The 26075-nt window shown below is 65.0% G+C and carries 23 protein-coding genes; 2 read left to right on the top strand and 21 right to left on the bottom strand.

Annotation, left to right across the window (positions count from 1 at the left end):
* Position 1 precedes the first annotated feature (1 nt).
* From cysT to VIM12_RS10780, 10 genes are all read right to left on the bottom strand, one after another.
* The gene (cysT, locus tag VIM12_RS10735; RefSeq protein WP_331942033.1) at positions 2-877 is read right to left on the bottom strand and encodes a sulfate ABC transporter permease subunit CysT; all 876 of its coding nucleotides are present in this window, start codon (positions 875-877) and stop codon (positions 2-4) included.
* A gap of 250 nt (positions 878-1127) precedes the next feature.
* Complete coding sequence (locus tag VIM12_RS10740) at positions 1128-1343, bottom strand: TOBE domain-containing protein (protein ID WP_163963738.1); 216 nt, start codon at positions 1341-1343, stop codon at positions 1128-1130.
* Positions 1344-1392: 49 nt separating this feature from the next.
* Entirely contained in the window at positions 1393-2247 is an 855-nt protein-coding gene (locus tag VIM12_RS10745) for an ATP-binding cassette domain-containing protein (protein ID WP_331941624.1), read from the bottom strand.
* Between the two features lie 11 nt (positions 2248-2258).
* Positions 2259-3089, bottom strand: coding sequence for an aliphatic sulfonate ABC transporter permease SsuC (gene ssuC / locus VIM12_RS10750; RefSeq protein WP_331941625.1), 831 nt, complete (start codon positions 3087-3089; stop codon positions 2259-2261).
* Between the two features lie 10 nt (positions 3090-3099).
* On the bottom strand, positions 3100-4254 hold the full coding sequence (gene ssuD, locus VIM12_RS10755) for an FMNH2-dependent alkanesulfonate monooxygenase (protein WP_331941626.1): 1155 nt from the start codon (positions 4252-4254) through the stop codon (positions 3100-3102).
* 26 nt (positions 4255-4280) lie between these two features.
* A complete protein-coding gene (locus VIM12_RS10760) occupies positions 4281-5261 on the bottom strand; it encodes a sulfonate ABC transporter substrate-binding protein (protein ID WP_331941627.1) in 981 nt (326 codons plus the stop codon).
* 110 nt (positions 5262-5371) lie between these two features.
* Positions 5372-5962, bottom strand: a complete 591-nt coding sequence (gene ssuE / locus VIM12_RS10765) for an NADPH-dependent FMN reductase (protein ID WP_331941628.1) — start codon at positions 5960-5962, stop codon at positions 5372-5374.
* 30 nt (positions 5963-5992) lie between these two features.
* Entirely contained in the window at positions 5993-7000 is a 1008-nt protein-coding gene (locus VIM12_RS10770; protein WP_331941629.1) for a sulfate ABC transporter substrate-binding protein, read from the bottom strand.
* A gap of 346 nt (positions 7001-7346) precedes the next feature.
* Positions 7347-8015, bottom strand: coding sequence for a 2-amino-5-chloromuconate deaminase CnbZ (gene cnbZ, locus VIM12_RS10775; protein WP_331941630.1), 669 nt, complete (start codon positions 8013-8015; stop codon positions 7347-7349).
* 360 nt (positions 8016-8375) lie between these two features.
* Positions 8376-8792 carry a DoxX family protein gene (locus VIM12_RS10780; protein WP_331941631.1) on the bottom strand — a complete coding sequence of 139 codons (417 nt, stop codon included), beginning with the start codon at positions 8790-8792 and terminating at the stop codon, positions 8376-8378.
* Between the two features lie 187 nt (positions 8793-8979).
* Here VIM12_RS10780 and VIM12_RS10785 point away from each other — a divergent pair, with 187 nt between their 5' ends.
* Positions 8980-9540: an NAD(P)H-dependent oxidoreductase gene (locus tag VIM12_RS10785; RefSeq protein WP_331941632.1), complete on the top strand. Its 561-nt coding sequence runs from the start codon at positions 8980-8982 to the stop codon at positions 9538-9540.
* A 33-nt stretch (positions 9541-9573) separates the two neighbouring features.
* Here VIM12_RS10785 and VIM12_RS10790 read toward each other — a convergent pair whose 3' ends face one another.
* The 4 genes from VIM12_RS10790 to VIM12_RS10805 form a co-directional block, all read right to left on the bottom strand.
* On the bottom strand, positions 9574-10107 hold the full coding sequence (locus VIM12_RS10790; RefSeq protein ID WP_331941633.1) for a GNAT family N-acetyltransferase: 534 nt from the start codon (positions 10105-10107) through the stop codon (positions 9574-9576).
* Positions 10108-10298: 191 nt separating this feature from the next.
* Positions 10299-10697, bottom strand: coding sequence for a diacylglycerol kinase (locus VIM12_RS10795; protein ID WP_331941634.1), 399 nt, complete (start codon positions 10695-10697; stop codon positions 10299-10301).
* Positions 10694-12100: a LutB/LldF family L-lactate oxidation iron-sulfur protein gene (locus tag VIM12_RS10800; protein ID WP_331941635.1), complete on the bottom strand. Its 1407-nt coding sequence runs from the start codon at positions 12098-12100 to the stop codon at positions 10694-10696. The genes VIM12_RS10795 and VIM12_RS10800 overlap by 4 nt, the downstream gene beginning before the upstream one ends.
* On the bottom strand, positions 12100-12828 hold the full coding sequence (locus VIM12_RS10805; RefSeq protein WP_331941636.1) for a (Fe-S)-binding protein: 729 nt from the start codon (positions 12826-12828) through the stop codon (positions 12100-12102). The genes VIM12_RS10800 and VIM12_RS10805 overlap by 1 nt, the downstream gene beginning before the upstream one ends.
* Positions 12829-12998: 170 nt before the next feature.
* On the opposite strand from VIM12_RS10805, the gene VIM12_RS10810 reads away from it, so the two are divergent.
* The gene (locus VIM12_RS10810; protein ID WP_331941637.1) at positions 12999-13790 is read left to right on the top strand and encodes an IclR family transcriptional regulator; all 792 of its coding nucleotides are present in this window, start codon (positions 12999-13001) and stop codon (positions 13788-13790) included.
* A 19-nt stretch (positions 13791-13809) separates the two neighbouring features.
* On the opposite strand, the gene VIM12_RS10815 is transcribed toward VIM12_RS10810, so the two are convergent.
* The 7 genes from VIM12_RS10815 to VIM12_RS10845 form a co-directional block, all read right to left on the bottom strand.
* The gene (locus tag VIM12_RS10815) at positions 13810-14640 is read right to left on the bottom strand and encodes a CheR family methyltransferase (RefSeq protein WP_331941638.1); all 831 of its coding nucleotides are present in this window, start codon (positions 14638-14640) and stop codon (positions 13810-13812) included.
* An 8-nt stretch (positions 14641-14648) separates the two neighbouring features.
* Positions 14649-20948, bottom strand: coding sequence for a HAMP domain-containing protein (locus VIM12_RS10820; RefSeq protein WP_331941639.1), 6300 nt, complete (start codon positions 20946-20948; stop codon positions 14649-14651).
* Between the two features lie 269 nt (positions 20949-21217).
* Positions 21218-22531 (bottom strand): response regulator, encoded by a 1314-nt coding sequence (locus VIM12_RS10825; protein ID WP_331941640.1) that lies wholly within the window; start codon positions 22529-22531, stop codon positions 21218-21220.
* Positions 22532-22714: 183 nt separating this feature from the next.
* Complete coding sequence (gene pbpG, locus VIM12_RS10830) at positions 22715-23872, bottom strand: D-alanyl-D-alanine endopeptidase (protein WP_331941641.1); 1158 nt, start codon at positions 23870-23872, stop codon at positions 22715-22717.
* A 178-nt stretch (positions 23873-24050) separates the two neighbouring features.
* Complete coding sequence (locus tag VIM12_RS10835) at positions 24051-24746, bottom strand: nitroreductase (protein ID WP_331941642.1); 696 nt, start codon at positions 24744-24746, stop codon at positions 24051-24053.
* Positions 24743-25183: a thioesterase family protein gene (locus tag VIM12_RS10840; RefSeq protein ID WP_331941643.1), complete on the bottom strand. Its 441-nt coding sequence runs from the start codon at positions 25181-25183 to the stop codon at positions 24743-24745. Before VIM12_RS10840 ends, VIM12_RS10835 begins: the two co-directional genes overlap by 4 nt.
* 3 nt (positions 25184-25186) lie before the next feature.
* Complete coding sequence (locus tag VIM12_RS10845; RefSeq protein WP_414691778.1) at positions 25187-26032, bottom strand: DMT family transporter; 846 nt, start codon at positions 26030-26032, stop codon at positions 25187-25189.
* Positions 26033-26075 lie beyond the last annotated feature (43 nt).

Consider the following 26075-nt stretch of genomic DNA (forward strand, 5'->3'; position numbering starts at 1 on the left):
CTCATTCCCTCCCGCCGAGCCCGCGCCTGCGGGTCCACGCCTGCAGCATGTTGATGGTCAGCAGCAGAACGAAGGACACCAGCAGCATCACCGCGGCAATCGCGGTGGCGCCGGCATAGTCGTACTGCTCCAGCTTGGTGATGATGAACAGCGGCGTGATCTCGGAAACCATCGGCATGTTGCCGGCAATGAAGATCACCGAACCGTATTCGCCGGTGGCCCGGGCGAACGCCAGCGCAAAGCCGGTGAGCAGCGCCGGCAGCACCGTGGGCAGAATCACCCGCGAGAAGGTCTGCAGCCGGCTGGCGCCGAGGCTGGCGGCAGCCTCCTCCAGCTCGCGCTCGGCTTCCTCCAGCACCGGCTGCACCGTACGCACGACAAAGGGCAAGCCGATGAAGGTCAGGGCCACCAGCACGCCAAGCGGGGTGAACGCCACCTTGATGCCCAGCGGCTCCAGCGTGCGTCCGATCCAGCCGTTCGGCGCATAGAGGGCGGTAAGGGCGATGCCGGCCACCGCTGTCGGCAGGGCGAACGGCAGGTCGACCAGCGCATCGACGATCTTCTTGCCGGGGAAGCGATAGCGCACGAGCACCCAGGCGACGATCCCGCCGAACACGACGTTCAGCGCCGCCGCGACGAGCGACGCGCCGAAGGTGAGCTTGTAGGAGGCGACCACGCGGTCGTTGCTGACTGCGCTCCAGAACGCGTCCCATGTCAGGGTAAAGGTCTTCAGGAAGACCGCGGACAGGGGGATCAGCACGATCAGCGCCAGGTAGAACAGCGTGAAGCCGAGCGACAGGTGAAACCCGGGAATGACCCGCGCCGGCCGTGCGCCCCCCCTGCGGTTTGCGGTTGCCGGCGTGATGGCGGCCGGCATTGCCGTTTGCAAAGCCATGAAATCCTCTTATTACAAATTTAGCTAAAGAGACTCCATGATTGCATTGCCTCGTTATAACGAGAACGAATCTTTTTGCATGTGTTTATCAGCTTTTCGTCTTAACGCCACCCGGCTCCATTCGTCGTTGCAACATTGTTGTCACGGGCGGTGCCGGTAGTGCGCGCCTCCGACACGGCCGGCGGCGTGCCGGAGGCGCGCAGCCGCGCGACGGCGGAGGATGCCGTCGACGTCAGAGCTTGGCGATCGATACTTCCGTGGCCTTGACCAGCGCCACGACTTCGACGCCAGGCTCAAGTCCGAGGTCCCGCACCGAGCGGGTCGTGATCACGGACGTGACGATGCCAGCCGGCGTCTCGACATCGACCTCGGACACGACCGGCCCGTCGATGATGGCCTTGACCTTGCCGCGAAACTGGTTGCGTACATTGATTGCGGTGATGCTCATGCTTGCTCCTTGTGGGTGAAGATGGATTGCGGGGATTCGTATCGGAAATTCATACCGCCCAGCCTACCTGGCCGACCGTCCGGTGCAGCGACACGTCGCCCAAGGGGCCGTCGGGCGCCAACGGGGGATGCTGCAGGACGCGGGCCAGGATGGCCTCCTCGATCAGCGCGAAACCGGGGTTGCCGCGTGACCGCGGCCGGGGCAGGTCAATCCGCTGGTCCAGCGTGATGCGGCCCTCTTCGACCAGCAGCACCCGGTCGGCCAGGGCCACGGCTTCCTGCACGTCATGGGTGACGAGAAGCGCGGTGAAGCGACGCTGCTGCCACAGGTCCTCGATCAGCTGCTGCATCTCGATACGGGTCAGGGCATCGAGCGCACCGAGCGGTTCGTCGAGCAGCAGCAGGCGCGGCTCGTGCACCAGGGCGCGCGCCAGCGCCACCCGCTGCCGCTGGCCGCCGGACAGCACCGCGGGCCAGTCGTGCGCGCGGTCGTGCAGGCCGACTTTCTCCAGCGCCTGCAGGGCAAGTTCGCGCGCCCTGTCGAGGCCGAGGGACACATTGTCGCGCACCCGCTTCCATGGCAGCAGGCGCGAGTCCTGGAACATGATGCGGATGTCCGGGCGGTCGCCTTGAGGAATGCCGGCACCATCCCGGGCGCTGCCGCCGGTGAACGCCACCTGTCCCGCGTCCGCCTGCTCAAGCCCCGCGACGAGGCGCAGCAGCGTGCTCTTGCCGCAGCCGCTGCGGCCGACGATGGCGACGAACTCGCCGGGTTCGACCTGCAGGTCCACCGCCTTCAGCACGCTGCGCCCGCCGAACGCCTTCCACAGCCCCTGCAGGCGCAGGCCGACGCCGCCGGGGATGGACGAATGCAGCGCGTGCTGCTCCTGGCTGAATATCTTCATTGCGCTCCTCCTCATCGGTAACCCGGGTGCCAGCGCAGCGCGATGCGCTCGACGCCGCGCGCAAGCACATCCGCGAACTTGCCCAGCAACGCGTACAGCAGGATCCCCACCAGCACCACGTCGGTCTGCAGGAATTCACGCGCGTTCATCGTCATGTAGCCGATGCCCGACTGGGCCGAGATCGTTTCTGCGACGATCAGCAGCACCCAGACCAGGCCCAGCGAGAAGCGCACGCCGACCAGGATCGACGGCAGCGCGCCTGGCAGGATCACGTCCCGGTAAAGCGCCCAGCCGGACAGGCCATAGCTGCGCGCCATCTCGATCAGGCCCTTGTCGACCGAGCGGATGCCGTGGAAGGCGTTCAGGTAGACCGGAAAGAAGACGCCGACCGAGACCAGGAACAGCTTGGCGGTCTCGTCGATGCCGAACCACAGGATGACCAGCGGAATCAGGGCGAGCGCCGGGATATTGCGGACCATCTGCAAGGTGGTGTCGAGCAGCAGCTCGGCCTGCCGGAAGGTTCCGGTGAGCAGGCCGAGCAGCAGGCCGAGCCCGCCGCCGACCGCGAAGGCGGACAGCGCGCGCCAGGCGCTTGTCCGCAGGTGCTCCCACAGCTCGCCGGACGCCCCGAGATCCCAGGCGGCCCGCAGCACCGCGAGCGGCTCCGGCAGGATGCGGCTCGACAGCCATCCCGCCTGCGCCGCCAGCTGCCACAGCGCGACCAGCCCCAACGGTGCGATCCAGGGCACAATCCGCGTCAGCGCGGCCCGCTGCCACGCACTCGCGGCGGCCGCGGGCGCCGGCGGCAGGAGCGCCTCGAAATCCGTCGTCGTCACATGCATCGCGCGCTCCTCAACTTTGCGAAACCTTCGGCAGGATCCCGTTCGCGACCACTTCCCCGAACGGTCCGGTCAGCGAGCCTTCCGGCGTATTGACGTTCTTCTTGCCGAGCAGCGGAAACACCAGTTCCGCGAAGCGGTAGGATTCCTCCAGGTGCGGATAGCCAGACAAGATGAAGGTGTCGATGCCGAGTTCCGCATACTCCTTCATGCGGGCCGCCACCGTTTCCGGATCGCCGACCAGCGCGGTGCCGGCGCCGCCGCGCACCAGGCCGACGCCGGCCCACAGGTTGGGCGACACTTCGAGCTTGTCGCGGCGGCCGCCGTGCAGCGCGGCCATGCGCCGTTGACCGACCGAATCCATCTTGGCGAACGCTGCCTGCGCCTTCGCGATCACCTCGTCGTCGAGATGGGCGATCAGTTCGTCGGCTGCCTTCCATGCCTGCTCGCTGGTTTCGCGCACGATGACGTGCAGCCGGATGCCGAAGCGCAGGGTGCGGCCGTGCTTTGCGGCCCGCGCCCGGATGTCGGCGATCTTTTCCGCCACCGCTGCGGGCGGCTCGCCCCAGGTCAGGTAGACATCGACCTGCTCCGCGGCCAGATCGTGCGCGGCTTCCGACGAACCGCCGAAATACAGCGGCGGATACGGACGCTGCACCGGCGGGAACAGCGTCCTGGCGCCCTTCACCCGCACGTGCCGGCCTTCCAGGTCGAAGCCTGCGCTGCCGCCCTCGCCGGCCAGCGCCGCGCGCCAGACCCGCAGGAACTCCGAGGAAATCTCATAACGCTCGGCATGGTCCGCAAACAGGCCGTCCGCCTCCAGCTCACCCTGGTCGCCGCCGGTCACGACGTTGACCAGCAGGCGGCCGTTCGACAGGCGGTCGAAGGTCGCCGCCGTGCGCACGGCGAGGCCGGGCGTGCTGAGACCCGGCCTGATCGCGACCAGGAACTTGAGGTTGCGGGTCGCGCCAATCAGGCTGGAAGCGACCACCCACGGATCCTCGCAGGAACGCCCGGTCGGGATCAGCACCCCGTCGTAGCCATTGGTATCGGCGGCCACCGCCACCTGCCGCAGGTAGTCGAAGGTGACGGCGCGCGCGCCGCGGCTGGTGCCGAGGTAGCGGCTGTCGCCGTGGGTAGGGAGAAACCAGAAAACATTGAGGCTCATCTGTCGGTCCTTTCGGTATTGGCGCCTCAGGCGCGTGCCTGCAGCGTCGCCTGGCGCACATCGATCTTCCTGGGAATCAGCTTCAGGGCGGCGAACACATCCGCAATCCGCTGCTGCTCGGCCAGGACCGCGTCGGTCACCGGCTGCGCGCCGTAGCTGTAGCGCGCGGCGGCAAGCTCGACGATATCGGCCGGCAGGCCGATCTGCTGCGACAGGATCGCGGCCACCTCCTTCTGGTTCTGCCTGCTCCATTCATCGACCCGGACCAGCTCTTCCAGGATGCCCTTGACGATTGCCGGGTTCTTCTCGGCATACGGACGCGACGCGAGGAAGAACTGGTGATTGGCGACCAGGCCCTTGCCGTCGGCAAGGATGCGTGCCCCGAGCTGCTTCTCCGCGGCGGCCAGGAAGGGATCCCAGATCACCCAGGCATCAACGCTGCCGCGCTCGAATGCGGCACGGGCGTCGGACGGCGGCAGGTACACGACGTCGATGTCCTTGTAGGCGAGTCCAGCGCGCTCGAGCGCCCGCACCAGCAGGTAATGCACGTTCGATCCCTTGTTCAGCACGACCTTCCTGCCCTTGAGTTCGGCCACGCTTTTCAGCGTCGAGTTGGGCGGTACGATGATCGCTTCCGAGGAAGGCGCGGGCGGCTCGTTGGCGACATAGACCAGGTCGGCGCCCGCCGCCTGCGCGAAGATCGGGGGCGCCTCGCCGACGGTGCCATAGTCGACGCTGCCGACATTGAGGGCCTCCAGCAGCGCCGGGCCGGACGGGAACTCGGTCCACCTGACGTCGACGCCCTGCGCCGCAAAGCGCTTCTCCAGGTTGCCGCGCGCCTTCAGGATCGTCAGCGTGCCGTACTTCTGGTAGCCGATGCGCAGGCTGCCCTTCTGCTGGGCGATCGCGAGGCCGGACAGGCCCGGTGCGATGGTGCCGATGGCGGCGGCGGAAAGCATGCCCAGGGTGCGGCGCCTGGCGTCGCGCTTTTCATTGGAGATGTTCATTTGATGTCCTTGCTGTTCTGGTCGTTATCGGATTGCAGGCAAAAGGTCCCCCCGTGCGTGCATGGATGCAGCCATGCACGGCGCTGGAACGACGGTGGGTTGGAAAAAACTCAGACGCTACATCGGACCTGCGAGAAGGGCACCGGCTCACGCGCCCCTTCGCGTGCCGCGCGCAGCGAGGCCAGGTTGGCGCAAAGGTTGTCGATGCCTTCGTCGATGCGCCTGACGATAGGGTCGGCAATCGCCAGCCCCTGTTCCCGGTGCCATTCGACCTGCGCATCGGTGGCGTAGATGCTCGGCAGGACATGCCGGGCGCCGAGCGCCGACAGCACCGGCCGCAGCGCATAATCGAGCGCCAGCATGTGGGACTGGCTGCCGCCGGTCGCCAGCGGCAGGACAAGCTTGCCTGCCAGCCCGTCCTGCGGCAACAGGTCGAGGAATGCCTTCAATATCCCGCTGTAGGCGGCCTTGTAGACGGGGGTCGCCACGATCACCGCGTCGGCGTGCGCCACCGCCGCCTGCGCCAGCCGGATGGTCTCGTTCGTGAAGTCGGCGTGCAGCAGGGCTTGCGGCGGGAGGTCGAGCACATGCAGCCGGGTCGAAGGCTGTCCGCGCAGCGCCAGCCGATCGCCGGCGAAATGCAGCAGGCGGGTGGAACGCGAGGGATTCGACGGACTGCCCGCGAGCAGGAGAATGGACATGGGTTGGCTCCGCGCTGGTCGCTGAGGCAATTACTTGCGGCCCGGCTGGTAGACCTGGTCGAAGGAGCCGCCGTCGGCAAAATGCGTCTTCTGCGCCCTGGCCCATCCGCCGAACGACTCGTCGATCGTGAACAGCTTGAGCTTCGGGAACTGCGCCGCATACTTCTTCGCGACCTTGTCGGAGATCGGGCGGTAGTAGTTCTGCGCCGCGATTTCCTGCCCTTCATCGGTATACAGGAACTGCAGGTAGGCTTCCGCCGTCTTGCGGGTGCCGCGGCGGTCGACGACCTTGTCGACGACCGCCACCGGCGGCTCGGCGAGGATGCTCAGGGACGGCGCCACGATCTCGAACTTGTCCGGGCCGAGCTCCTTGATCGCGAGGATCGCTTCGTTCTCCCACGCCAGCAGCACGTCGCCGATCCCGCGCTCGACGAAGGTGGTGGTGGAGCCGCGGGCACCCGAGTCGAGCACCGGCACGTTCCTGAACAGCTGCGTCACGAAGTCCTTTGCGCTCGCCTCGCTGCCGCCCGGCTGCTTCAGCGCATAGCCCCACGCCGCCAGGTAGTTCCAGCGGGCGCCGCCGGACGTCTTCGGATTCGGGGTCACCACCGACACGCCCGGCTTGACCAGGTCGCCCCAGTCCTTGATCCCCTTTGGATTGCCCTTGCGGACCAGGAATACGATGGTGGAGGTATAGGGGGCGCTGTTGTGCGGCAGGCGCTTCTGCCAGTCTTTCGCCAGCAAGCCCTTGCCTGCGATCTCGTCGATGTCGTACGCCAGCGCCAGCGTGACGACGTCCGCGTCGAGTCCGTCGATCACCGAACGCGCCTGCTTGCCGGAACCGCCATGCGACTGCCGCACCGTCACGTTGTCGCCGCTCTTCGCCTTCCACTGCTGGGCAAAGGCCTTGTTGAAATCCTGGTACAGCTCCCGGGTGGGATCGTAGGAGACGTTGAGAAGGTTGACGTCGGCGGCGTTTGCCAGCGGCGCGGCGAGGATGACGCCAAGGGCGACCTGGACCAGTTTCTTGAGCAGCATGTTCTTCTCCCTGAGGATCTCTGTTACGGAAGCCGTCAGGTTAAAGAAATGGCCAGGTATTCAGAACGAATAGTTTTGTGGTTCTTTATGCGGATTCATCATATGCGTCGGCCGGCGCGACCCGCGGCAATTGTCTCCCCGCAGCGTGCGACGCCGCCGGTGTCCCGCGGCCCGTCGCCCCGCCTAGCCGCGAACACGACAGCCGGGATACGCCGCCCGGGCAGGGCGCAGCACCCGGCAAGCGTACAGCCTGCTGCTCAGGCCGGCAAGACCGTTTCGACATGCACCCCGCGGCAGTCCATCTCGTACTCCGTCTCGGCGACGGGCGGCCGCGCGAAATGCCAGTTCAGACCGCCGCGCACGGCGCCACGGCCCGCGATCTCGGCGGCGACGAATGGATGGACGGCATGCACGGTGTACAGCTGCGCCGCCGTCGTGTCGATCCAGGCGAATCCCAGCGCTGCCATGCCCCGCTCCATTCATTCAGCACCCATGCCGCCTTGGCGCGCAGGCCTTCCGCCGACAGGTCGCCGCGGCGGATGATGTGGTCCCTGTAGTTGCCCTTGCCCTCCGGGGCCTCGGCAGCGCCGGCGACCACGAACGAGGGCCGTGCATCGCGGTCCGGCACGGTATAGGAGAAAGCATGGAAGCCCGGCGCCGGTGGCGGGTCGATCGCGGGGCAGACGTTGCTGCGTGCCACCGGGTTGACGTTGCCATCGACGATGCCCCAGCGTGCAAGCGTGCCGGCATAAACCTTGTTGAAGGCTTCGAACCCGGCCTCGTCGAACGGTGCCGGCGAACGGAGCTCGCAGGCGCAGAACGCCGTCAGCGGGCGCCCCGCCGCGCGCAGGATTTCCTCTATTCGCGCGAAGCCTTCATCGAGCGGAACCGTCGACGCGAAGCGGACGCGTTCGATCCGGTAACCCGGTTCGGCTGCGACGCCACCGGAATACTGAAATACCGCGGGGACGAACCGGTAGTTTCCCGGTTCGAAAAGCGTAGCGCTGGATGTCATGAGAACTTCCCTTTCAGGCTGTACAAGTGCTGTGAGTGTGAAGATTGTAGCAATGCGCTCATCCGGCGACGCCACCGTTTTTCGACCGATGGATTCTCATTTTGCGAACGCTTCGCGCGTCGTCCGCCCGGCGGGGGGATCGCCGGCGGCGGCGTGCTCGAGGTCTTGCCGCTGCTCGGCGCGGCCGCCCAGGACCTGAAGCGCGCGCTGCGGCAGTAGCCGCGGCAGGATCGCCCGCCGTCCTGCGACCGGTGGTCGCACGCGCGCGGCGGTGCGGCCTTGTGCCGGAAGACCCGGCGCATTGCGCTATGCAGGCGAAAAAAAACCCGTCCGAAGACGGGTTTTTCCGGTTGCAGCGATTCAGTTCCACCGGCTGCCGCCTACGCTGTAGCGCCCGGCGCCGAGCAGCGCCACCGCCAGTGCCGCCGCAAGGAAAAGGCCTTGCAGCTCCAGCGCCCAGCCGCCGGTCTTGGTCACGGAGAACACCTCGCCCATGTGCACCAGCACCACCGCGAACACCATGTTGATCGCGATGACCAGCGCCGCCGGACGGGTCCACAGGCCGATCAGCACCAGGATGGGGGCAAGGACTTCACCGACATAGACCAGGTAGCCAAACTCGGCCGGCAATCCCATCTTGCCCATCATGCCGGTAATGAAACCGACGCCGTTGAAGATTTTCGCGACGCCGTGGAAAAGGATCAGGATCGCCAGCGCCGCCCGCAGAAGCAGCTTCCCCATGTCCTCCGATACGCCGCCCGCCTGGTAATTATTCATGGCAACTCCTTTCGCATTCTTCGTGTTGTTTGAGTAGGAACATCCGCATGGCCGTTGCAGCCACGAGCGTGATGATAGTTCGCCAATGGTGCTTTGATCAAATGCCAGAACGCCGGCATGCCGAACGCGGTCTACGGTGACCGGCCGGCCGCCGCGGGCGGCACCGGATTCAATGAAAGGGATGACAATGCCTGCACCAAGAAGCGTCGCCGTCTTCGTCGGCAGCCTGCGCAAGGAGTCCTACAGCCGCAAGCTGGCGCTCGCACTCGGAGAAATGGCGGCGCCCGACATGCAGTTCGACCTCGTCGACATCGGCGGCCTTCCCCTCTACAACCAGGATGACGACGCAAGTTCGCCGCCGGCCTACGAGGAACTGCGCGACGCCATACGGCGTGCCGATGCGGTCCTGTTCATCACGCCCGAGTACAACCGGTCCGTGCCCGGCGTGCTGAAGAACGCGATCGACATCGCGTCGCGCCCATATGGACAGAGCGCCTGGAACGGCAAGCCGGGCGCGGTGATCAGCGTCTCGATCGGCGCCATCGGCGGCTTCGGCGCCAACCACCACCTGCGCCAGTCGCTGGTGTTCCTGAACGTGCCCGCGATGCAGCAGCCGGAAGCCTACATCGGCAACGCGGGCAAGCTGTTCGACGACGCCGGCGCGATTGCCGCCGACGCTACCCGCGACTTCCTGCAGAACTACCTTGCTGCGTTCGCCCGTTGGATCGACGCCAACCAGGCCGGCTGAAAACCGACCGTGCCGGACCTGGGAAACCCCGGTTCAGGCCGCGCCGCAGCGGCAGGGTTTCGCGCCGGGGTAGGCCCCCGGGGGAAGCTGCTTGGACATGGAGATGGCCTCGGCGCCGTAGGCGGAAACCGTGGTGCAGCGCGTCACGTAGCCGCTGCGTTCATAGAAGCGCCGTGCGGTCAGGGTGCTGGGGATCTGCAGGGACTGCAGGCCGATCGTGGCGGCCTGGCGCTCGACTTCCTGGAGCAGGCGCTTGCCTACTCCCTGGAAGCGCCGGTCGGGGCAGACGTAGAACAGGACGATCTTGCCGGCGCGGGTGAAGATGGCGACGCCGGCAGGCGCGCGGTCGATCTCGGCAACCAGGGACAGGTTGGCACCGCACGCGAACCAGGCGGCCACATTCTCCGGCGTCTTGTTGCCGAGCCAGGCGGCCAGGATGGCGGGGTCGTTTCGATGGTCCTCGGTGCAGCACTCGGCAATGCTGCGGCACAGCAGGCTGCATACTGCATGCGCATCGTCCGCCTTCGCCGTCCGTATCCCGATCTTCTCGATCTTCTCGCTCTGCATTCCCGCGTACCTCGTGCCCTTGGTCTGTTGCGGCGGATGACCGTGCCGCAAGGAAAATCTTCGCAGATTGTAGACTAGCCCACGAGTATGCGCGGCGAAACGAAAAGTTTTGACAAAGCTTATGCGGGGTTTCGATGCATGGAGGCGACAGTCGCAGGCATGTGGCGTACACGACGTCCGCCGTGCCAATGTCAGGTCATCAACAGGGGCCAGAGGATGACGGCCCAGGTCGCGCCGGCGAGCGTGAGGGCAAGAAAGACGGCTGCGCTGCCAAAATCCTTGGCGTTCTTGGAGAGCGGATGCCGTTCGAGCGAGACACGGTCGACCACGGCCTCGATCGCCGAATTGATCAGTTCGACAATCAGGACCAGCACCAGCACGGCGACCAGCGCCAGCTTGTGCAGCGCGGGCAAAGGCAGCAGCAGCGCCAGGACCGCGGCGGGGATCGCCAGCATGAGCTCCTGCCGGAAGGCATGCTCGTTGCGGAAAGCGCTGCGCAGCCCCTGCAAGGAGTAGCCGCACGCGGCCGCGATCCGTTTCAGGCCACTCCTGCTCTTGAATTCGCTGGCCTGCGGCCGCGTATCCATCATTTCCGCTCCCGGTACAACTCGCGGAAAGTCTTGCCGCTCGGCGCCGGCATCTCGCGGTAATCGGTCCAACCGCGGGCGAACGGCAGGCGGGAGATGGTCTTGCGTCCCCGTGCCAGCACGCGCAGGGCGCGCACGGCGATGCTGCTGGCAACGCGGTACAGCGCGGGCCGCTGGGCGAACCAGGCCCAAACCGTCAGCCCGATGCGCTCGAATCCCGGCCTCAGGTGCTGCGCCACCTGCTTCTCGCGCAGTTTGCGCAGCAGGTCGGGAAGCGGGATCTTCACCGGGCAGACGACGTGGCATTCCCCGCACAGGGTCGAGGCCTGCGGCAGGTCGACCGCCTTGTCGACGCCGGCGTACGAAGGCGTCAGCACGCTGCCCATCGGCCCCGGGTAGACCCAGCCATAGCTGTGCCCGCCGATCTTCTGGTAGACCGGGCAGTGATTCATGCATGCACCGCAGCGGATGCAACGCAACATGTCCTGGAACTCGCTGCCGACCAGCCCCGTGCGCCCCCCGTCCACCAGGACGAAATACATGTGTTCGGGGCCGTCCTGGTCGCCGTCGCGCCGCGGGCCGGTCAGCAACGACACGTAGTTGGATATCGACTGGCCGGTGGCGGAACGCGGCAGCAGCCGCATCACCGTCGCGAAATCCTCGAGCGTCGGCAGCACTTTCTCGATCCCGGTGACGACCACGTGCACCTTTGGCGGCAGTATCGTGCACATGCCTTCGTTGCCCTCGTTGGTCACCACCGCCACCGAGCCTGTCTCGGCAATGATGAAGTTGCCGCCGGTGACGCCCATGTCCGAGGACAGGAAATGCGGGCGCAGGATCTCGCGCGCCTCGCGGGTCATCTGCGGAATGTCGGTCAGGCGGGGCCGCTGGTGCACCCTGGCGAACAGGTCGGATATCTCCTCCTTGTCCTTGTGGACCACCGGGGCGATGATGTGCGAGGGCGCCTCGTTGTCGTTGATCTGCAGGATGTACTCGCCGAGGTCGGTCTCGACCGGCTGGATGCCGGCGGCTTCCAGCGCCTTGTTGAGCGCCATCTCTTCCGAGACCATGGACTTCGACTTCGTCACCTTCTTCACGCCGTGCTTCTGCGCGATCTCCACGACCAGCCGGGAGGCCTCCTCGGCGCTCTCCGCGAACAGCACGGTCGCGCCGGCCCGCGTGGCGTTCTCCTCGAACAGCGCCAGCCAGACGTCGAGGTTCTCGATGGCCCGCATCCGGCGTTCCTTCGCGGCGTCGCGCGTGCCTTCGAAATCGTCGAGCTCGGTGATCGCGGAAGCGCGGCCGCTGACAAACTTGGTGGACAGCTTCTTGAGGTTCTGCTGCAGCCGCTGGTCGGCCAGCTTCTGGCCGGCGCGCTGCTTGAAATGCATCGACTGGACCTGCATCAGATGTCTCCCGCCAGCACCTGGGCCACGTGCAGCACCCGTGTCTTGTCATCGCCGTTGCGGCGCAGCCGGCCCTCGATATTGAGCATGCAGCCAAGATCCCCGAGCACCACCGCGCTGGCGCCGGAAGCCCGGATGTTCGCGCATTTCTCGTCGACGATGGCGGTGGAAATGTCGCCGTACTTCACCGCGAACGTGCCGCCGAACCCGCAGCACTGCCGGCTGTCCGTCATCTCCTTCACCTCGACGCCGGCCCGGGCCAGCAAGGCGCGCGGCTGGCGCTGCACGCCGAGCTCGCGCAACCCGCAGCAGGAGTCGTGATACGTGACCGGCCCGTCGCACTTGCCGGCCCCGGGCAGCGCCTGAAGATTGATCACGGTGTGCAGGAAGTCGGTCAGTTCGTAGACGCGGGGCGCCAGACGCGCCATCCGTTCAGCCCAGGCAGCGTCGTCCGCGAACAGGTCGGCGTAATGGGTCTTGACGTTGCCGCCGCAGGAGCCGGACGGAATCACCACGTAGTCGAATCCCTCGAATTCCCTGACAAACTTCTCCGCCAGCGCCCGGGCCGCCTTGCGGTCGCCCGAACTGTAGCCTGGCTGGCCGCAACAGGTCTGCGTGTCCGGCACCACGACCTCGCATCCGGCCGCCTCCAGCAGTTTCAGGACGGAAAACCCGATCTCCGGCCGCATCGCATCGACCAGGCAGGTGACAAACAATCCAACGCGCATCTGTTTCCCCGTTTTTCGCATGGAAGCATTATGACCGCGTGGCGGGAAAAAGACGTCGGCTGCGAGGATGAAAAAAATTGCGTCGGACCGGGTCGGAAGCGGCCCGCCCGTTTTGCCGCGTGTTTCACGATGTGGTATAACGATGCTTATTGCAACGCACCAACCACATCATGAAAACGGAATCGTCACAAAACGAAAGCCAGATTTCGATCCAGGTCATCGAGCGCATGATCTCGCTGCTGGATGCGCTGGCTCAGTATCCGGATCCGGTCAGCCTGAAGGAATTGTCAGCCACCACAGGGCTGCATCCGTCCACGGCGCACCGCATCCTGAACGACCTCGTGGTCAAGCGTTTCGTGGACCGGGCGGAAGCGGGCTCCTACCGCCTCGGCATGCGCCTGCTGGAACTCGGCAATATCGTGAAGAGCCGACTGGACGTGCGCGAGGCGGCGCTGGAGTTCATGCGTGAACTGCATCGCAAGACCCACCAGACGGTCAATCTTTCCGTGCGCCAGGGCGACGAAATCGTCTACATCGACCGTTCGTTCTCGGAGCGCTCCGGCATGCAGGTGGTGCGTGCGATCGGCGGGCGGGCGCCTCTGCACCTCACCTCCACCGGCAAGCTGTTCCTCTCGGTGGACGACCCGAAGCTGGTGCGCTCCTACGCCACCCGCACCGGCCTTGCCGGCCACAACAAGAATTCGATCACCGACCTGGTGAAGCTGGAAAGGGAACTCAGCCTGGTGCGCGCACGCGGCTATGCCCGCGACAACGAAGAGCTGGAACTCGGGGTGCGCTGCATCGCTGCCGGAATCCACGACGATTCCGGCAAGCTGGTTGCCGGCCTGTCCATCTCCGCCCCGGCCGACCGCCTGCAGGACGAATGGGTGGACGACCTGGTGAGCACTGCAGGCAGGATCTCCGGCGTCCTCGGCTACGTTCCGCCGACCCAGGACGCCTGAAACAGTCCCGACTGCGGCTTCAGGCAATACGACGGTACAGCCCGCACCCTTCCGCGATCGGCTTGTAGCGCTGGACGAAGGGGGCAGTGGACATCTCCTCTCGCTGGTCGACGCCAAGGATGCCGAACAAGGGCATGCTGTCGTAGAACAGCTGCAAGGTGCGGCGGCGGAGGTGGCTGCCGAACTCGGGCAGCGCCCGGCGGCAGACGATCATCTGGAACTCATTGAATGACGCGTCGGTCGCCAGGCTGTACTGCGCCCAGGTGATGTTGTGCCGCAGCGTAGCGCCGAACACCACCCCTCCTCCGTCCCGTACAACGTAGTCCGACAATTCACGCTTGCCGCCGCTGGCCCGGTAGTTGTACCCGTATTCAGCCAGGCGTCCCGCCGCAAACCGACCGGCGCTGGCTTCCTGCAGCAGGGTTTCATTCTCCGCCGTCGCGAAGATCTGCGTCTTCTCATGCAGGCCCTCTTCGGCCAGGAGAATGGCAAGCGCAAAGGCATCTTCCGCCGATACGCATTCCGCCAGCCAGATCCGGGGCGACGGGCAGGAGCGCAGCCACGGCCCCATCGCCTCGCGCAACTGTCGGAAATACGCGGCGTCGTCGAACAGGGACGCCGGACGTTCCGTCAGCGCCCGCATCACCCGCGCGCTGCAGCCGGGGTCGTGCAGCACCCGCTCCTGCAGCGCCGACACGCTGGAGAGCCCGGCCTCGCGCATCAGCGGCTGCAAGCGCCGCTTCAACGCGTCGCGCCGGTAGCCGCGGAAGTCATGCCCGTAGCAACGGAAGATCCCCTCCAAGAGGAGGTCGATCTCCAGGTCTTCCACGGTCTGCGGCTTTTCGCCCACGCGTTCTCCTATTGATGCAGCCATATCCTCATCAGCGACAGCAGCTGCGCGACATCCACCGGCTTGGTGATGTAGTCCGACGCGCCGGCCGCGAGGCACTTGTCGCGGTCGCCCTTCATCGCCTTGGCGGTGAGGGTGATGATCGGCAGCGAACGGAACTTCGGAATCGCGCGGATTGCGCGCATCGTGTCGTAGCCGTCCATCTCCGGCATCATGATATCCATCAGCACGATCTCGATGCCGGGGTCCTTCTCCAGCACCTCGATCCCGTCCTTGCCGTTCTCGGCGAACAGCACCTGCATCTGCTGGCGTTCCAGTACCGAACTGAGCGCGAAGATGTTGCGCAGGTCATCGTCGACGATCAGCACCTTGCGTCCTGCCAGCCCGCCATCGGCGAGCTGTATGTCTTCCAGCATGCGGCGCTGCATTTCGGGCAGGCTGGTCGGCGAGCGGTGCAGGAACAGTGCGGTTTCGTCCAGCAGGCGCTCGGGCGAGCGTGCATCCTTGACCACGATCGTCTTGGCAATGCGCTTGAGCTGGGCCACTTCCTTCCGGTTCAGGTCCTTCGCAGTGTAGACCACGATCGGCAAGTCGCGCAGGGCCGCGTCGTCCCCGATCCTGCCGAGCAGGTCGAAGCCGCTGATATCCGGCAGCGTCAGGTCGAGCACCATGCAGTCGAAGTGCGCAGCCTGCAGCGCATCGAGCGCTTCCTTTCCGGTGCCCACCGCGACGATGTGGACATCGCCGGCGCCGATCAGTTCGATGATGGACTCGCGCTGCGCCGGATCGTCCTCGACCACCAGCAGGCTGCGCTTGCCGCGGATCAGGAACTGCTGTATGCGACTGAATTCCTCTTGCAGGCGATCCCTGTTGACCGGCTTGTGCAGGTAGGAGATCGCCCCCTGGCGCAGCACCCGTTCGCGTTCTTTCAGGTTTGTCATCACGTGCACCGGAATATGCCGGGTGCCCGGGTCGCGCTTCAGGCGGTCGAGGACGGTAAAGCCATCGATGTCGGGCAGGTCGATATCCAGCAGGATCGCCGCTGGCAGGTAATCGCGCGCCAGCGTGAGCGCCGAGTCCCCGCTGTGCGTGACGATACCCTTGAAGTTCTTTTCCCTGGCATGGTCGAGCAGCACGTTGGCGAACCGGGTGTCGTCCTCGACGATCAGGACCGACGGGTCGCCCGGCGCCACCAGAGCGCGGTCGTCGGAGCTTGCCCCCGGCAGGGCCGGCACGGACACGCTGATCTGCGCTGGATCCAGTTCGGCATCGCTTTCCGCCATTTCGACCACGTCGCCGTCGCTGTCGCCGTACCGGTCGCCGTCGCTGGCACTGTGCAGTGCCAGCACGCGCTGGGTGACGAGGGCGCCATCATAGCTGACGAAGCCCGAACGGTTGTACGGCAGGTACAGCGTGAAGGTGCTGCCCGCACCGACAACGCTCTCCACCCGGATCTCGCCACCCAGCAGGCGGGCAAGTTCCCGGCTGATCGACAGGCCGAGACCGGTGCCGCCATACCGGCGGGCGGTACTGCCGTCGGCCTGCTGGAAGGCTTCGAAGATCAGCTGCAGCTTGTCCGACGCGATGCCGACGCCGGTGTCGCTCACGGAGAAGGCCAGCACGCCGTCCGCCTGGGCGAGGTTCGGGTGCTCGGGCGTCCAGCCCGACCGCGCCATGCCGATGCGCAGGGAGACGCTGCCCTGGCTGGTGAACTTGAAGGCATTCGACAGCAGGTTCTTCAGGATCTGCTGCAGTCGGGTGGTGTCGGTCATCATCGCCGCCGGCAGGTCCTCGGTGAGGTCCACCGAGAATCCCAGCTGCTTGGCCTCCGCCATGTGGCGGAAGGTGCGTTCGACATAGCCGGACAGCGTGCGGAAGCGGTATTCGCTGAGTTCCAGCGTCACCGTGCCCGACTCGATCTTCGACAGGTCGAGGATGTCGTTGATGAGGGTGAGCAGGTCGCTGCCGGAACCGTAGATGGTCTTCGCAAATTCGACCTGGCGCTCGCTCAGGTTGCCCTCCGGGTTGTCGGACAGCTGTTGCGCCAGGATCAGCAGGCTGTTGAGCGGCGTGCGCAGCTCGTGCGACATGTTGGCCAGGAATTCCGACTTGTACTTGGACGACAGCGCAAGCTGGGTCGCCTTCTCCTCCAGCGCCAGCTTCGCCTGCTCCACCTCGCGGTTCTTGCGCTCCACCTCGATGTTCTGCTCGGACAGCAGGCGCGCCTTCTCCGCCAGCTCCAGGTTGGTCTGCTGCAGCTCCTGGGCGAGGGACTGCGACTGGGTCAGCAGCGATTCGGTACGGCTGTTGGCTTCGATGGTGTTGAGCACCACGCCGATCGATTCCATCAGCTGATCGAGGAACCAGAGGTGGGTTTCGGTGAAGCGGTCGAGCGAGGCGATCTCGATCACCGCCTTCACCTGCTGCTCGAACAGGATCGGCAGCACGACGATATTGGTCGGCGGCGCGGCGCCCAGCCCGGAAGAGACCTGGATGTAGTCGCGCGGCACATTGGTCAGCCAGATGCGCTGCTTCTCGAGCGCGCATTGCCCGACCAGGCCTTCACCCGGCAGGAAGGAGGTTGCCAGCTTGCGGCTGGACCGGTAGCCGTAGCTGGCGATCATGCGCAAGCGCGCATCCGGTTCCTGCGAATCCATCATGTAGAACACGCCGTGGTGTGCCGAGACCAACGGCGCCAGCTCCGACAGGATCAGGGTGGTCACCGCGGTCAGGTCGCGCTGGCCCTGCAGCAGCCGGGTGAAGCGCGCGAGGTTGGTTTTCAGCCAGTCCTGCTGCGCGTTTTTCTGCGTGGTCTCCTTCAAGTTGCGGATCATCTCGTTGATGTTGTCCTTGAGGTCCGCCACCTCGCCGCGCGCCTCCACCTGGATCGAGCGCGACAAGTCGCCGCGCGTCACCGCCGTCGCCACCTCCGCAATCGCCCGCACCTGTGTGGTCAGGTTTGCCGCGAGCTGGTTGACGTTTTCGGTCAGGTCCTTCCAGGTGCCGGCCGCGCCCGGCACCGAGGCCTGGCCGCCGAGCTTGCCTTCCACACCCACCTCGCGCGCCACGGTGGTCGCCTGGTCGGCAAACACCGCCAGGGTGTCGGTCATCTCGTTGATGGTGTTGGCGAGCGCCGCAATTTCGCCGCGCGCCGCCACCGTCAGCTTCTTCTTCAGGTCGCCGTTCGCCACCGCGGTCACCACGCCCGCGATGCCGCGCACCTGTGCAGTCAGGTTCGCCGCCATGAAGTTCACGTTATCGGTCAGGTCCTTCCAGGTGCCTGCCGCGCCTTCGACCTGGGCCTGGCCGCCGAGCTTGCCTTCCGTACCCACTTCCCGCGCCACCCGTGTCACTTCCGAAGCGAAAGACGACAACTGGTCCACCATCACGTTGATGGTGTTTTTCAGTTCAAGAATCTCGCCCTTCACGTCCACGGTGATCTTCTTGGAGAGGTCGCCGCGCGCCACCGCCGTCGTCACTTCCGCGATGTTGCGGACCTGCGCGGTCAGGTTGGACGCCATGAAGTTCACGTTGTCGGTCAGGTCCTTCCAGGTGCCGGAAGCCCCGGGCACGTTCGCCTGGCCGCCAAGGCGGCCTTCGGTACCGACCTCCCGTGCCACCCGCGTCACCTCCGACGCGAACGAACGCAGCTGGTCCACCATGGTATTAATGGTGTCCTTGAGCTGCAGGATCTCCCCGCGCACGTCCACGGTGATCTTCTTCGACAAGTCGCCATTCGCCACCGCGGTGGTCACCTCGGCGATGTTGCGCACCTGCGAGGTCAGGTTGCCCGCCATCGAGTTCACCGAGTCGGTCAAATCCTTCCAGGTGCCGGCCACGCCGGGGACGTGCGCCTGGCCGCCGAGCTTGCCCTCGGTGCCCACTTCACGCGCCACCCGCGTCACTTCCGATGCGAACGACGACAGCTGGTCCACCATGGTGTTGATCGTGTTCTTCAGCTCCAGGATCTCGCCCTTTACGTCCACGGTGATCTTCTTGGAGAGATCGCCGCGCGCCACCGCCGTCGTCACTTCCGCAATGTTGCGGACCTGGCCGGTGAGGTTCGATGCCATGAAGTTCACGTTGTCGGTCAAATCCTTCCAGGTACCGCCGACACCCTTCACATGCGCCTGGCCGCCGAGCTTGCCTTCGGTGCCCACCTCGCGCGCCACCCGCGTCACTTCCGACGCAAACGAGTTCAGCTGGTCCACCATCACGTTGATGGTGTTCTTCAGTTCGAAGATTTCGCCGCGCACGTCCACCGTGATCTTCTTCGACAGGTCGCCGTTGGCCACCGCCGTAGTTACTTCTGCGATGTTGCGGACCTGCGAAGTCAGGTTGCCCGCCATCGAGTTCACCGAGTCGGTCAAATCCTTCCAGGTGCCGGCCACGCCGGGCACATTGGCCTGGCCGCCAAGCTTGCCTTCGGTACCCACCTCGCGCGCCACCCGCGTCACTTCCGACGCAAACGAGTTCAGCTGGTCCACCATCACGTTGATGGTGTTCTTCAGTTCCAGGATCTCGCCCTTCGCATCCGCGGTGATCTTCTTCGACAAGTCGCCGTTGGCCACCGCCGTCGTCACGTCCGCAATGTTACGCACCTGCGAGGTCAGGTTGCCTGCCATCGAGTTCACCGAGTCGGTCAAATCCTTCCAGGTGCCGGCGACGCCCGGTACGTGCGCCTGGCCGCCGAGCTTGCCTTCGGTACCCACCTCGCGCGCCACCCGCGTCACTTCCGAAGCGAAAGACGACAACTGGTCCACCATCACGTTGATGGTGTCCTTCAGCTCCAGAATCTCGCCCTTCACGTCGACCGTGATCTTCTTGGACAGGTCGCCGCGCGCCACCGCCGTCGTCACCTCCGCAATGTTGCGGACCTGGCCGGTCAGGTTGGACGCCATGAAGTTCACGTTGTCGGTCAAGTCCTTCCAGGTGCCGCCCACGCCCTTCACCTGCGCCTGGCCGCCGAGCTTGCCTTCGGTGCCCACCTCGCGCGCCACCCGCGTCACTTCCGATGCGAACGAAGAAAGCTGGTCCACCATGGTGTTGATGGTGTTCTTCAGCTCCAGGATCTCGCCCTTCACATCCACGGTGATCTTCTTCGACAGGTCGCCGTTCGCCACCGCGGTGGTCACCTCGGCAATGTTGCGGACCTGGGAGGTCAGATTGCCCGCCATCGAGTTCACCGAGTCGGTCAAATCCTTCCAGGTGCCGGCCACGTTCTTCACCTGCGCCTGGCCGCCGAGCTTGCCCTCGGTGCCCACCTCGCGCGCCACCCGCGTCACTTCCGAGGCGAACGAAGAAAGCTGGTCCACCATCACGTTGATGGTGTCCTTCAACTGCAGGATCTCGCCCTTTGCGTCGGCGGTGATTTTCTTCGACAGGTCGCCGTTCGCCACCGCCGTCGTCACTTCCGCGATGTTGCGGACCTGGCCGGTCAGGTTGGACGCCATGAAGTTGACGTTGTCGGTCAAATCCTTCCAGGTGCCGCCCACGCCGGGCACATAGGCCTGGCCGCCGAGCTTGCCCTCGGTGCCCACCTCGCGCGCCACCCGCGTCACCTCGGAGGCGAAGGAGCGCAACTGGTCGACCATGGTGTTGATGGTGTCCTTGAGCTGCAGGATCTCGCCGCGCACGTCCACCGTGATCTTCTTGGACAAGTCGCCGTTGGCCACCGCCGTCGTCACGTCCGCGATATTGCGCACCTGCGAAGTCAGGTTGCCCGCCATCGAGTTCACCGAGTCGGTCAGGTCCTTCCAGGTGCCGGCCACGCCCGGCACGTTGGCCTGGCCGCCGAGCTTGCCCTCGGTGCCCACCTCGCGCGCCACCCGCGTCACTTCCGACGCAAATGACGAGAGCTGGTCGACCATTGTGTTCGCGGTCGCCGCGGCGCGCAGGAACTGGCCCTTCAGCGGCCGCCCGTCGACGTCGAGCGACATCGTCTGCGACAGGTCGCCCTTGGCCACCGCGCCGATGACCCGTGCCATCTCCGTGGTCGGACGTACGAGGTCGTCGATCAGGGTATTGACCGACTTGACGATCGTGCTCCAGCCTCCGGCAACCGTCGGCACGGCCGCGCGCTGGGTGAGGCGTCCCTCGCGGCCGACGACCCGGCTGACGTCCGTGATCTCGCGGGTCAGCTGCTCGTTGGCCTCCATGATCTCGTTCAGCGTGTCGGCGATCTTTCCCGCCATGCCGGTCAGGTCGGATGGCATGCGCGTCGAGAAGTCCCCTTTCTTCAACGCCGTCACTACCGCCAGCAGCAGCTTCTCGTCCAGTTCGTCTCTTACGTCGGTCCGGGCATGCATCGAAAGTCTCCGATTTTCTTCAGTGTTCAGTAGTCAGTGTTCGTCGCTCGGCGGCGCTCGGCGCCCTTCCGAATCTTACAGGCATGACGAAGCCGGGAGGCATGGCTCCCGGCTTCGTTTTCTTTCTTTTGAGAAAGCTTGTCGTATTGTGTGCCTTATCCGTAATACGGGCAAGCAGCGACGCCCGCCGCACCATGACTAGTGCACGGACTTTTGACAATTATCAAGCGGAGAAAACCGGCAGCGCGAGATCCGTCGTGGACGGATTGTCAGGTCAGTTCATTGAGGTTGTCGGGCAAGGCCTCGCCCTTGCGGCGGCGGCCAGTGCCCGCGCGCTTCGCCACCGGCAGTGGCCGGGGAATATCGGACGCGCGCCGTTCGATAAGCGGCGTTGCGGCATTGCCTGCACCCGGTCCGGAGACAGCGGATTCTTCGGGGATGGATACGGTGAGCGTGGTGCCGGCGTCCTGCGCGGTCTCGATGAAGAGGTCGCCGCCGAGCGTGCTGATGCGCTCCTTGATACCGACCAGGCCGAAGGAATTGGCCTTGCGGCGACAGCCGGGGAAGATGCCCACGCCGTTGTCGGCCACCTTCATGACCAGGCGTCCATCCTTGCTGTACACCTCGATGCGGGCGCGGGTCGCCCGCGCATGCCGGAATACGTTATTGAGCGATTCCTGCAGGACGCGGAACAGCGCCGTGGCGCGCCCGTCGTCCATCTCCAGTTCCTGCTCCGGCATCTGCAGTTCGCAGGCGATGCCGGTCCGTCGCTGGAATTCCTTCACCTGCCATTCGATGGCCGCATTCAGGCCGAGGTCGAGCACCGTCGGACGAAGGTTGTTGATGATCGCGCGCATCGCCTTCATCGTGCTGTCGATGTGGTCGAGTACCGCGTGCACCTTCTTGTTGAGCTTGGGATGGGTCGCGCCGGTCCGCGCATGCAGCATCGCGATATCGATGCGCAACGCCAGCAGGTTCTGGCCGAGCTCGTCGTGGATTTCGCGGGCAATGCGCTTGCGCTCGTCTTCCTTGATGCGTTCCTGGTAGCTCGCGAGCTGGCGCAATTCTTCCTGCGACTGGCGCAAGGCCTCTTCCGCCAGGCGGCGCTCATTGATGTGTTCGAGATCCTGCTTGCGCTGTTCCTGCAGCTCGCGGTTCAGGAGTTCGAGATCCTGCTTCTGGTGCTGCAACTGCAGGTTCTTCTTCGCCAGCTCGACGAAGACGGCAACCTTGGTGCGCAGGATCTGCGGAATGATGGGCGTGAACAGATAATCGACCGCGCCGCGCTGATAGCCCTTGAGACGGTGCATCTCGTCCGCGTAATGCGCGGTCACGAAAATGATGGGAATCGATGCGGAGCGGGGATGCGAGTGGATCGCTTCCGCCGCCTCGAAACCGTCCATGTTGGGCATGCTGACATCCAGCAGAATCACGGCGAAATCGTGCTTGAGCACATGGCGGAGCGCTTCTTCGCCGGACCGCGCAGTGATGACTTCGTAGCCGTCCCGCTCCCCGAGCAGAGTGGCCAACGCCATCAGGCTGGCGGCATCGTCGTTGACGAGGAGGACTTTAGGTGTAAACACGGATACGCTGCGTATGAATGTCGATCAACCGCGATCGGTAGAAATGGCCGGACACTGACCCGGCGTAATGCGAGCTGCGCCGGCCTTGCATTTGCTTGCCTCCAATGCACTCGCGAAAGATACCGGCGGGCATAGAAACAGCAATTTAGCACACATGCGCCGAAGCGGCAGCGCACCCCGGTCTCAGCTCTGGGCGGCAGAGGCCTGGGTCAGGATCGGCGTCGGCTTGGCAGTTTCCAGGAACTTGCGGACACGCACCGCGTCGGCGAGTCGCGAGTCCTTGCCCTTGGAATCGAGGAACACCATCACCACCGGGCGCCCTTCGACACGCGCCTGCATCACCAGGCAGCGTCCGGCCTCGGAGATGTAGCCGGTCTTCTGCAGACCGATCTCCCAATCGGGATTGAGCACCAGGCGGTTCGAATTGATGTACTGCAGCTGGTTGAGGCCGGTGTCGACCGCGTGCCGCGGGTAGGTGGAGTAATGCCGGATCACCGGATGCCGGTAGGCGGCCATTACCAGCTTGGCCAGATCGCGCGCCGACGCAACGTTGCTGCTCGACAGGCCAGTCGGGTCGGCATAGTGGGTTTGCGTCATGCCCAGCGCCTTGGCCTTGGCGTTCATTGCGTGAATGAATGCAGTCAGTCCGCCCGGATAGTTGCGCCCGAGCGCTGAGGCCGCCCGGTTTTCCGAACTCATCAAGGCAATGTGCAGCATGTCCGCGCGCGACAGGTGCGCGCCAACCCGCAGCCGCGAACCGGTGTGCTTCTCGCGGTCGATGTCGTCGGAAGTCACCTCCAGCATTTCATCCATGCTCTGGTGTGCCTCGACCACGACCAGCGCGGTCATGAGCTTGGTGAGCGATGCGATCGGAAGCGCCACGCCTGAGTTCTTCTCGAACAGCACCTGTGACGTGGTCTGGTCGATAACGAATGCGGCATTGGACTTGAGGGCGAGTGGATCGCGGGTGTGATGCAACCCGGCCATGTCTCCCGCCGTCAGCACCGGTGCGGCGGCAGGCACGGGAGAGGGGGACGGGGCGAACGTGACACGGCGCACGCCCGCGCCCTCTTGCGCGCGGGCCGAACTGCGGCGGGAAGCGTCGCGGCTCGCCGGTTTCGCTGCCGCCTGCTTCGTTACAGTGCGCTTGGCAGCGGCTTTCACCTTGCCGGCGGGCGCCTTGGCCACGGCCCGCTTGCGGGCCACCGGCTTTTTGGCAACCGCCTTCGCGGCGGTCCGGGACGATGCCTTCTTGGCCTTTGCAGGCGCGGCATGAAGGGCAGGTGAAGTGATGGCAAACGCTAACAAAGTTACAACTATGCCCAGCGCAGACTTGAACATCACACCCTCCCCTTAACTTGCAAGTCGTAATTATAACTTGCAGTCTAGCAAAATAGTGTGGTTCAACAAGTAGTTAGCGTCGAAATTTAAACAATCTTCTTAGTGGTCATTGAGAGTGCGCAACTGATGTTTCCCGGTGTAATGAGAAAAATTGCAACAAATTAAAACATCTTATGCGCTAGTCAAGGAAGCGGGCAAAGGAGGTGACCGGCTCGCGCTCTGTGACAAGCGTGTTCTCGATCCTGGCCGGATCGGCGTAGCCGAGCGCCATTCCGCAGACCACCATCTCGTTTTCCGGCAGTTGCAGCACCTCCCTGATGATTCCGTGGAATGGCGTGAACGCGGCCTGTGGACAGGTATCCAGTCCCCTGCCCCTGGCGGCCACCATGATGTTTTGCAGGAACATGCCATAGTCGAGCCAGGAGCCCTGCTCCATGATGCGGTCGATCGTGAAGATCATTCCGACCGGCGCGTCGAAGAACACATAGTTGCGTCCGTGCTGGGCATGCATGCCGGCCTTGTTGTCGCGGGACAGCCCGAGCAGCCCATAGAGGTCCCATCCCACCTTGCGCCTGCGCTCGATGAAGGGCGACTTCCACTCGCGCGGATAGTACGCGTATTCCTCCGCATGCCGGCGCGCGAGGTCCGGGTCGTTGTGTGCCTTCAGGATCTCGGAAGACAGTCTTTCCCGCGTCGCGCCGGTCAGTACGTGCACGCGCCAGGGCTGGGTATTGGTGCCGGACGGCGCGCGCGCGGCGACGCCCAGGATCGCCTCGATATCCTCGCGCGACACCGGGTCGGGCAAGAAGGCGCGGATCGAACGGCGGGACGTGATGGCGGCATCGACGATTTTCTGTTCCGGGGATGTGATCATGCCTGATTTACCTCGATGGTTTGCAGCAGCGCCCGCATGGGCGCCGGGATCGACGCCGGCCGCCGGCTTTCGCGGTCCACGTAGACGTGGACGAAATGGCCTTGCGCCGCAGCCGCATCCTCGTCCTCGCGGAAGATGCCGACTTCGTAGCGCACGCTGGAATTGCCCAGCTTGCTCACCCGGATCCCGGCCGTCACCCGTTCCGGGAACGCGACCGAGGCGAAGTAATTGCACTGGGTCTCGATCACCAGGCCGATGACCGGGCTGCGCTCGATCTCAAGCACGCCGTGGGTGATGAGGAACTGGTTCACCGCCGTGTCGAACCAGCTGTAGTACACCACGTTGTTGACGTGGCCATAGGCATCGTTGTCCATCCAGCGGGTGGTGATCGGATGGAAGTGCCTGAAGTCGCTTCGTGTTTTTGGTTCTGCTCGCATCTCTCACTTTCTTACGACAAGGGCGACACCGGCGACGGCAACCGCCATGCCGAGCATGCCGGTGGTGCTGAACGCCTCCCTGAACATCTGCCAGGCCATTACCGCCGTCGTCGGCGGGGTCAGGTACAACAAGCTCGTCACCTGCGTCGCCGCGCTCTTGCGGATCAGCGCAAACAGCAGGAAGATCGCGCCGATCGACAGGGCCAGCACCGACCACAGCAGGGCCGCGATGAACTGCGGCGTCCAGCGCACGGAAGACAGCGACAGGTCGAGGTCTTCGAACAGCAGCGCCAGCGGCAGCACCACGGCGATCGAAGCGACGAACTGGATGAGCGTCCCGGTACGGAGGTCGAAACTCGGGCAATAGCGCTTCTGGTACAGCGTGCCGCTGGTGATGCTGAGCAGCGCAAAGACGCAGAGCGCAATGCTTTGCCATGATAAGCCAGCCAGGGAGATCTTGTCGGCCACCACCAGGCCGACGCCCGCCAGGCCCAGCAGCAGGCCGAGCCACTGGCGCGGCTTGACCGACTCGCCGATCAGGGGTGCAGCGAACGCGGTCAGCACCGGCTGCAAGCCGACGATCAGGGCCGACAGGCCCGCCGGCATGCCAAGCTTGATTGCACACCAGACGCCCCCAAGGTAACCGGCCTGCACCAGGATGCCGGCCAGCGCGATATGCCGCGTCTTCCCTTTTGGCCAGGGGGCGCGCATCAGGAGCACGAGCGGCCCCAGCACCAGCAGCACGCCGGCGAAACGCAGCAGCAGGAAGGTGAGCGGTTCGGCATAGGGCAGGCCGTAGCGGGCTACGACAAAACCGGTGCTCCAGATGAGGACGAATACCCAGGGCATTGCGGCGACCCAGGGACTTGTGTTGGCGGAGTGTGTTTGTGGC

This window comes from Noviherbaspirillum sp., assembly GCF_036563305.1.
Classification (GTDB): domain Bacteria; phylum Pseudomonadota; class Gammaproteobacteria; order Burkholderiales; family Burkholderiaceae_D; genus Noviherbaspirillum.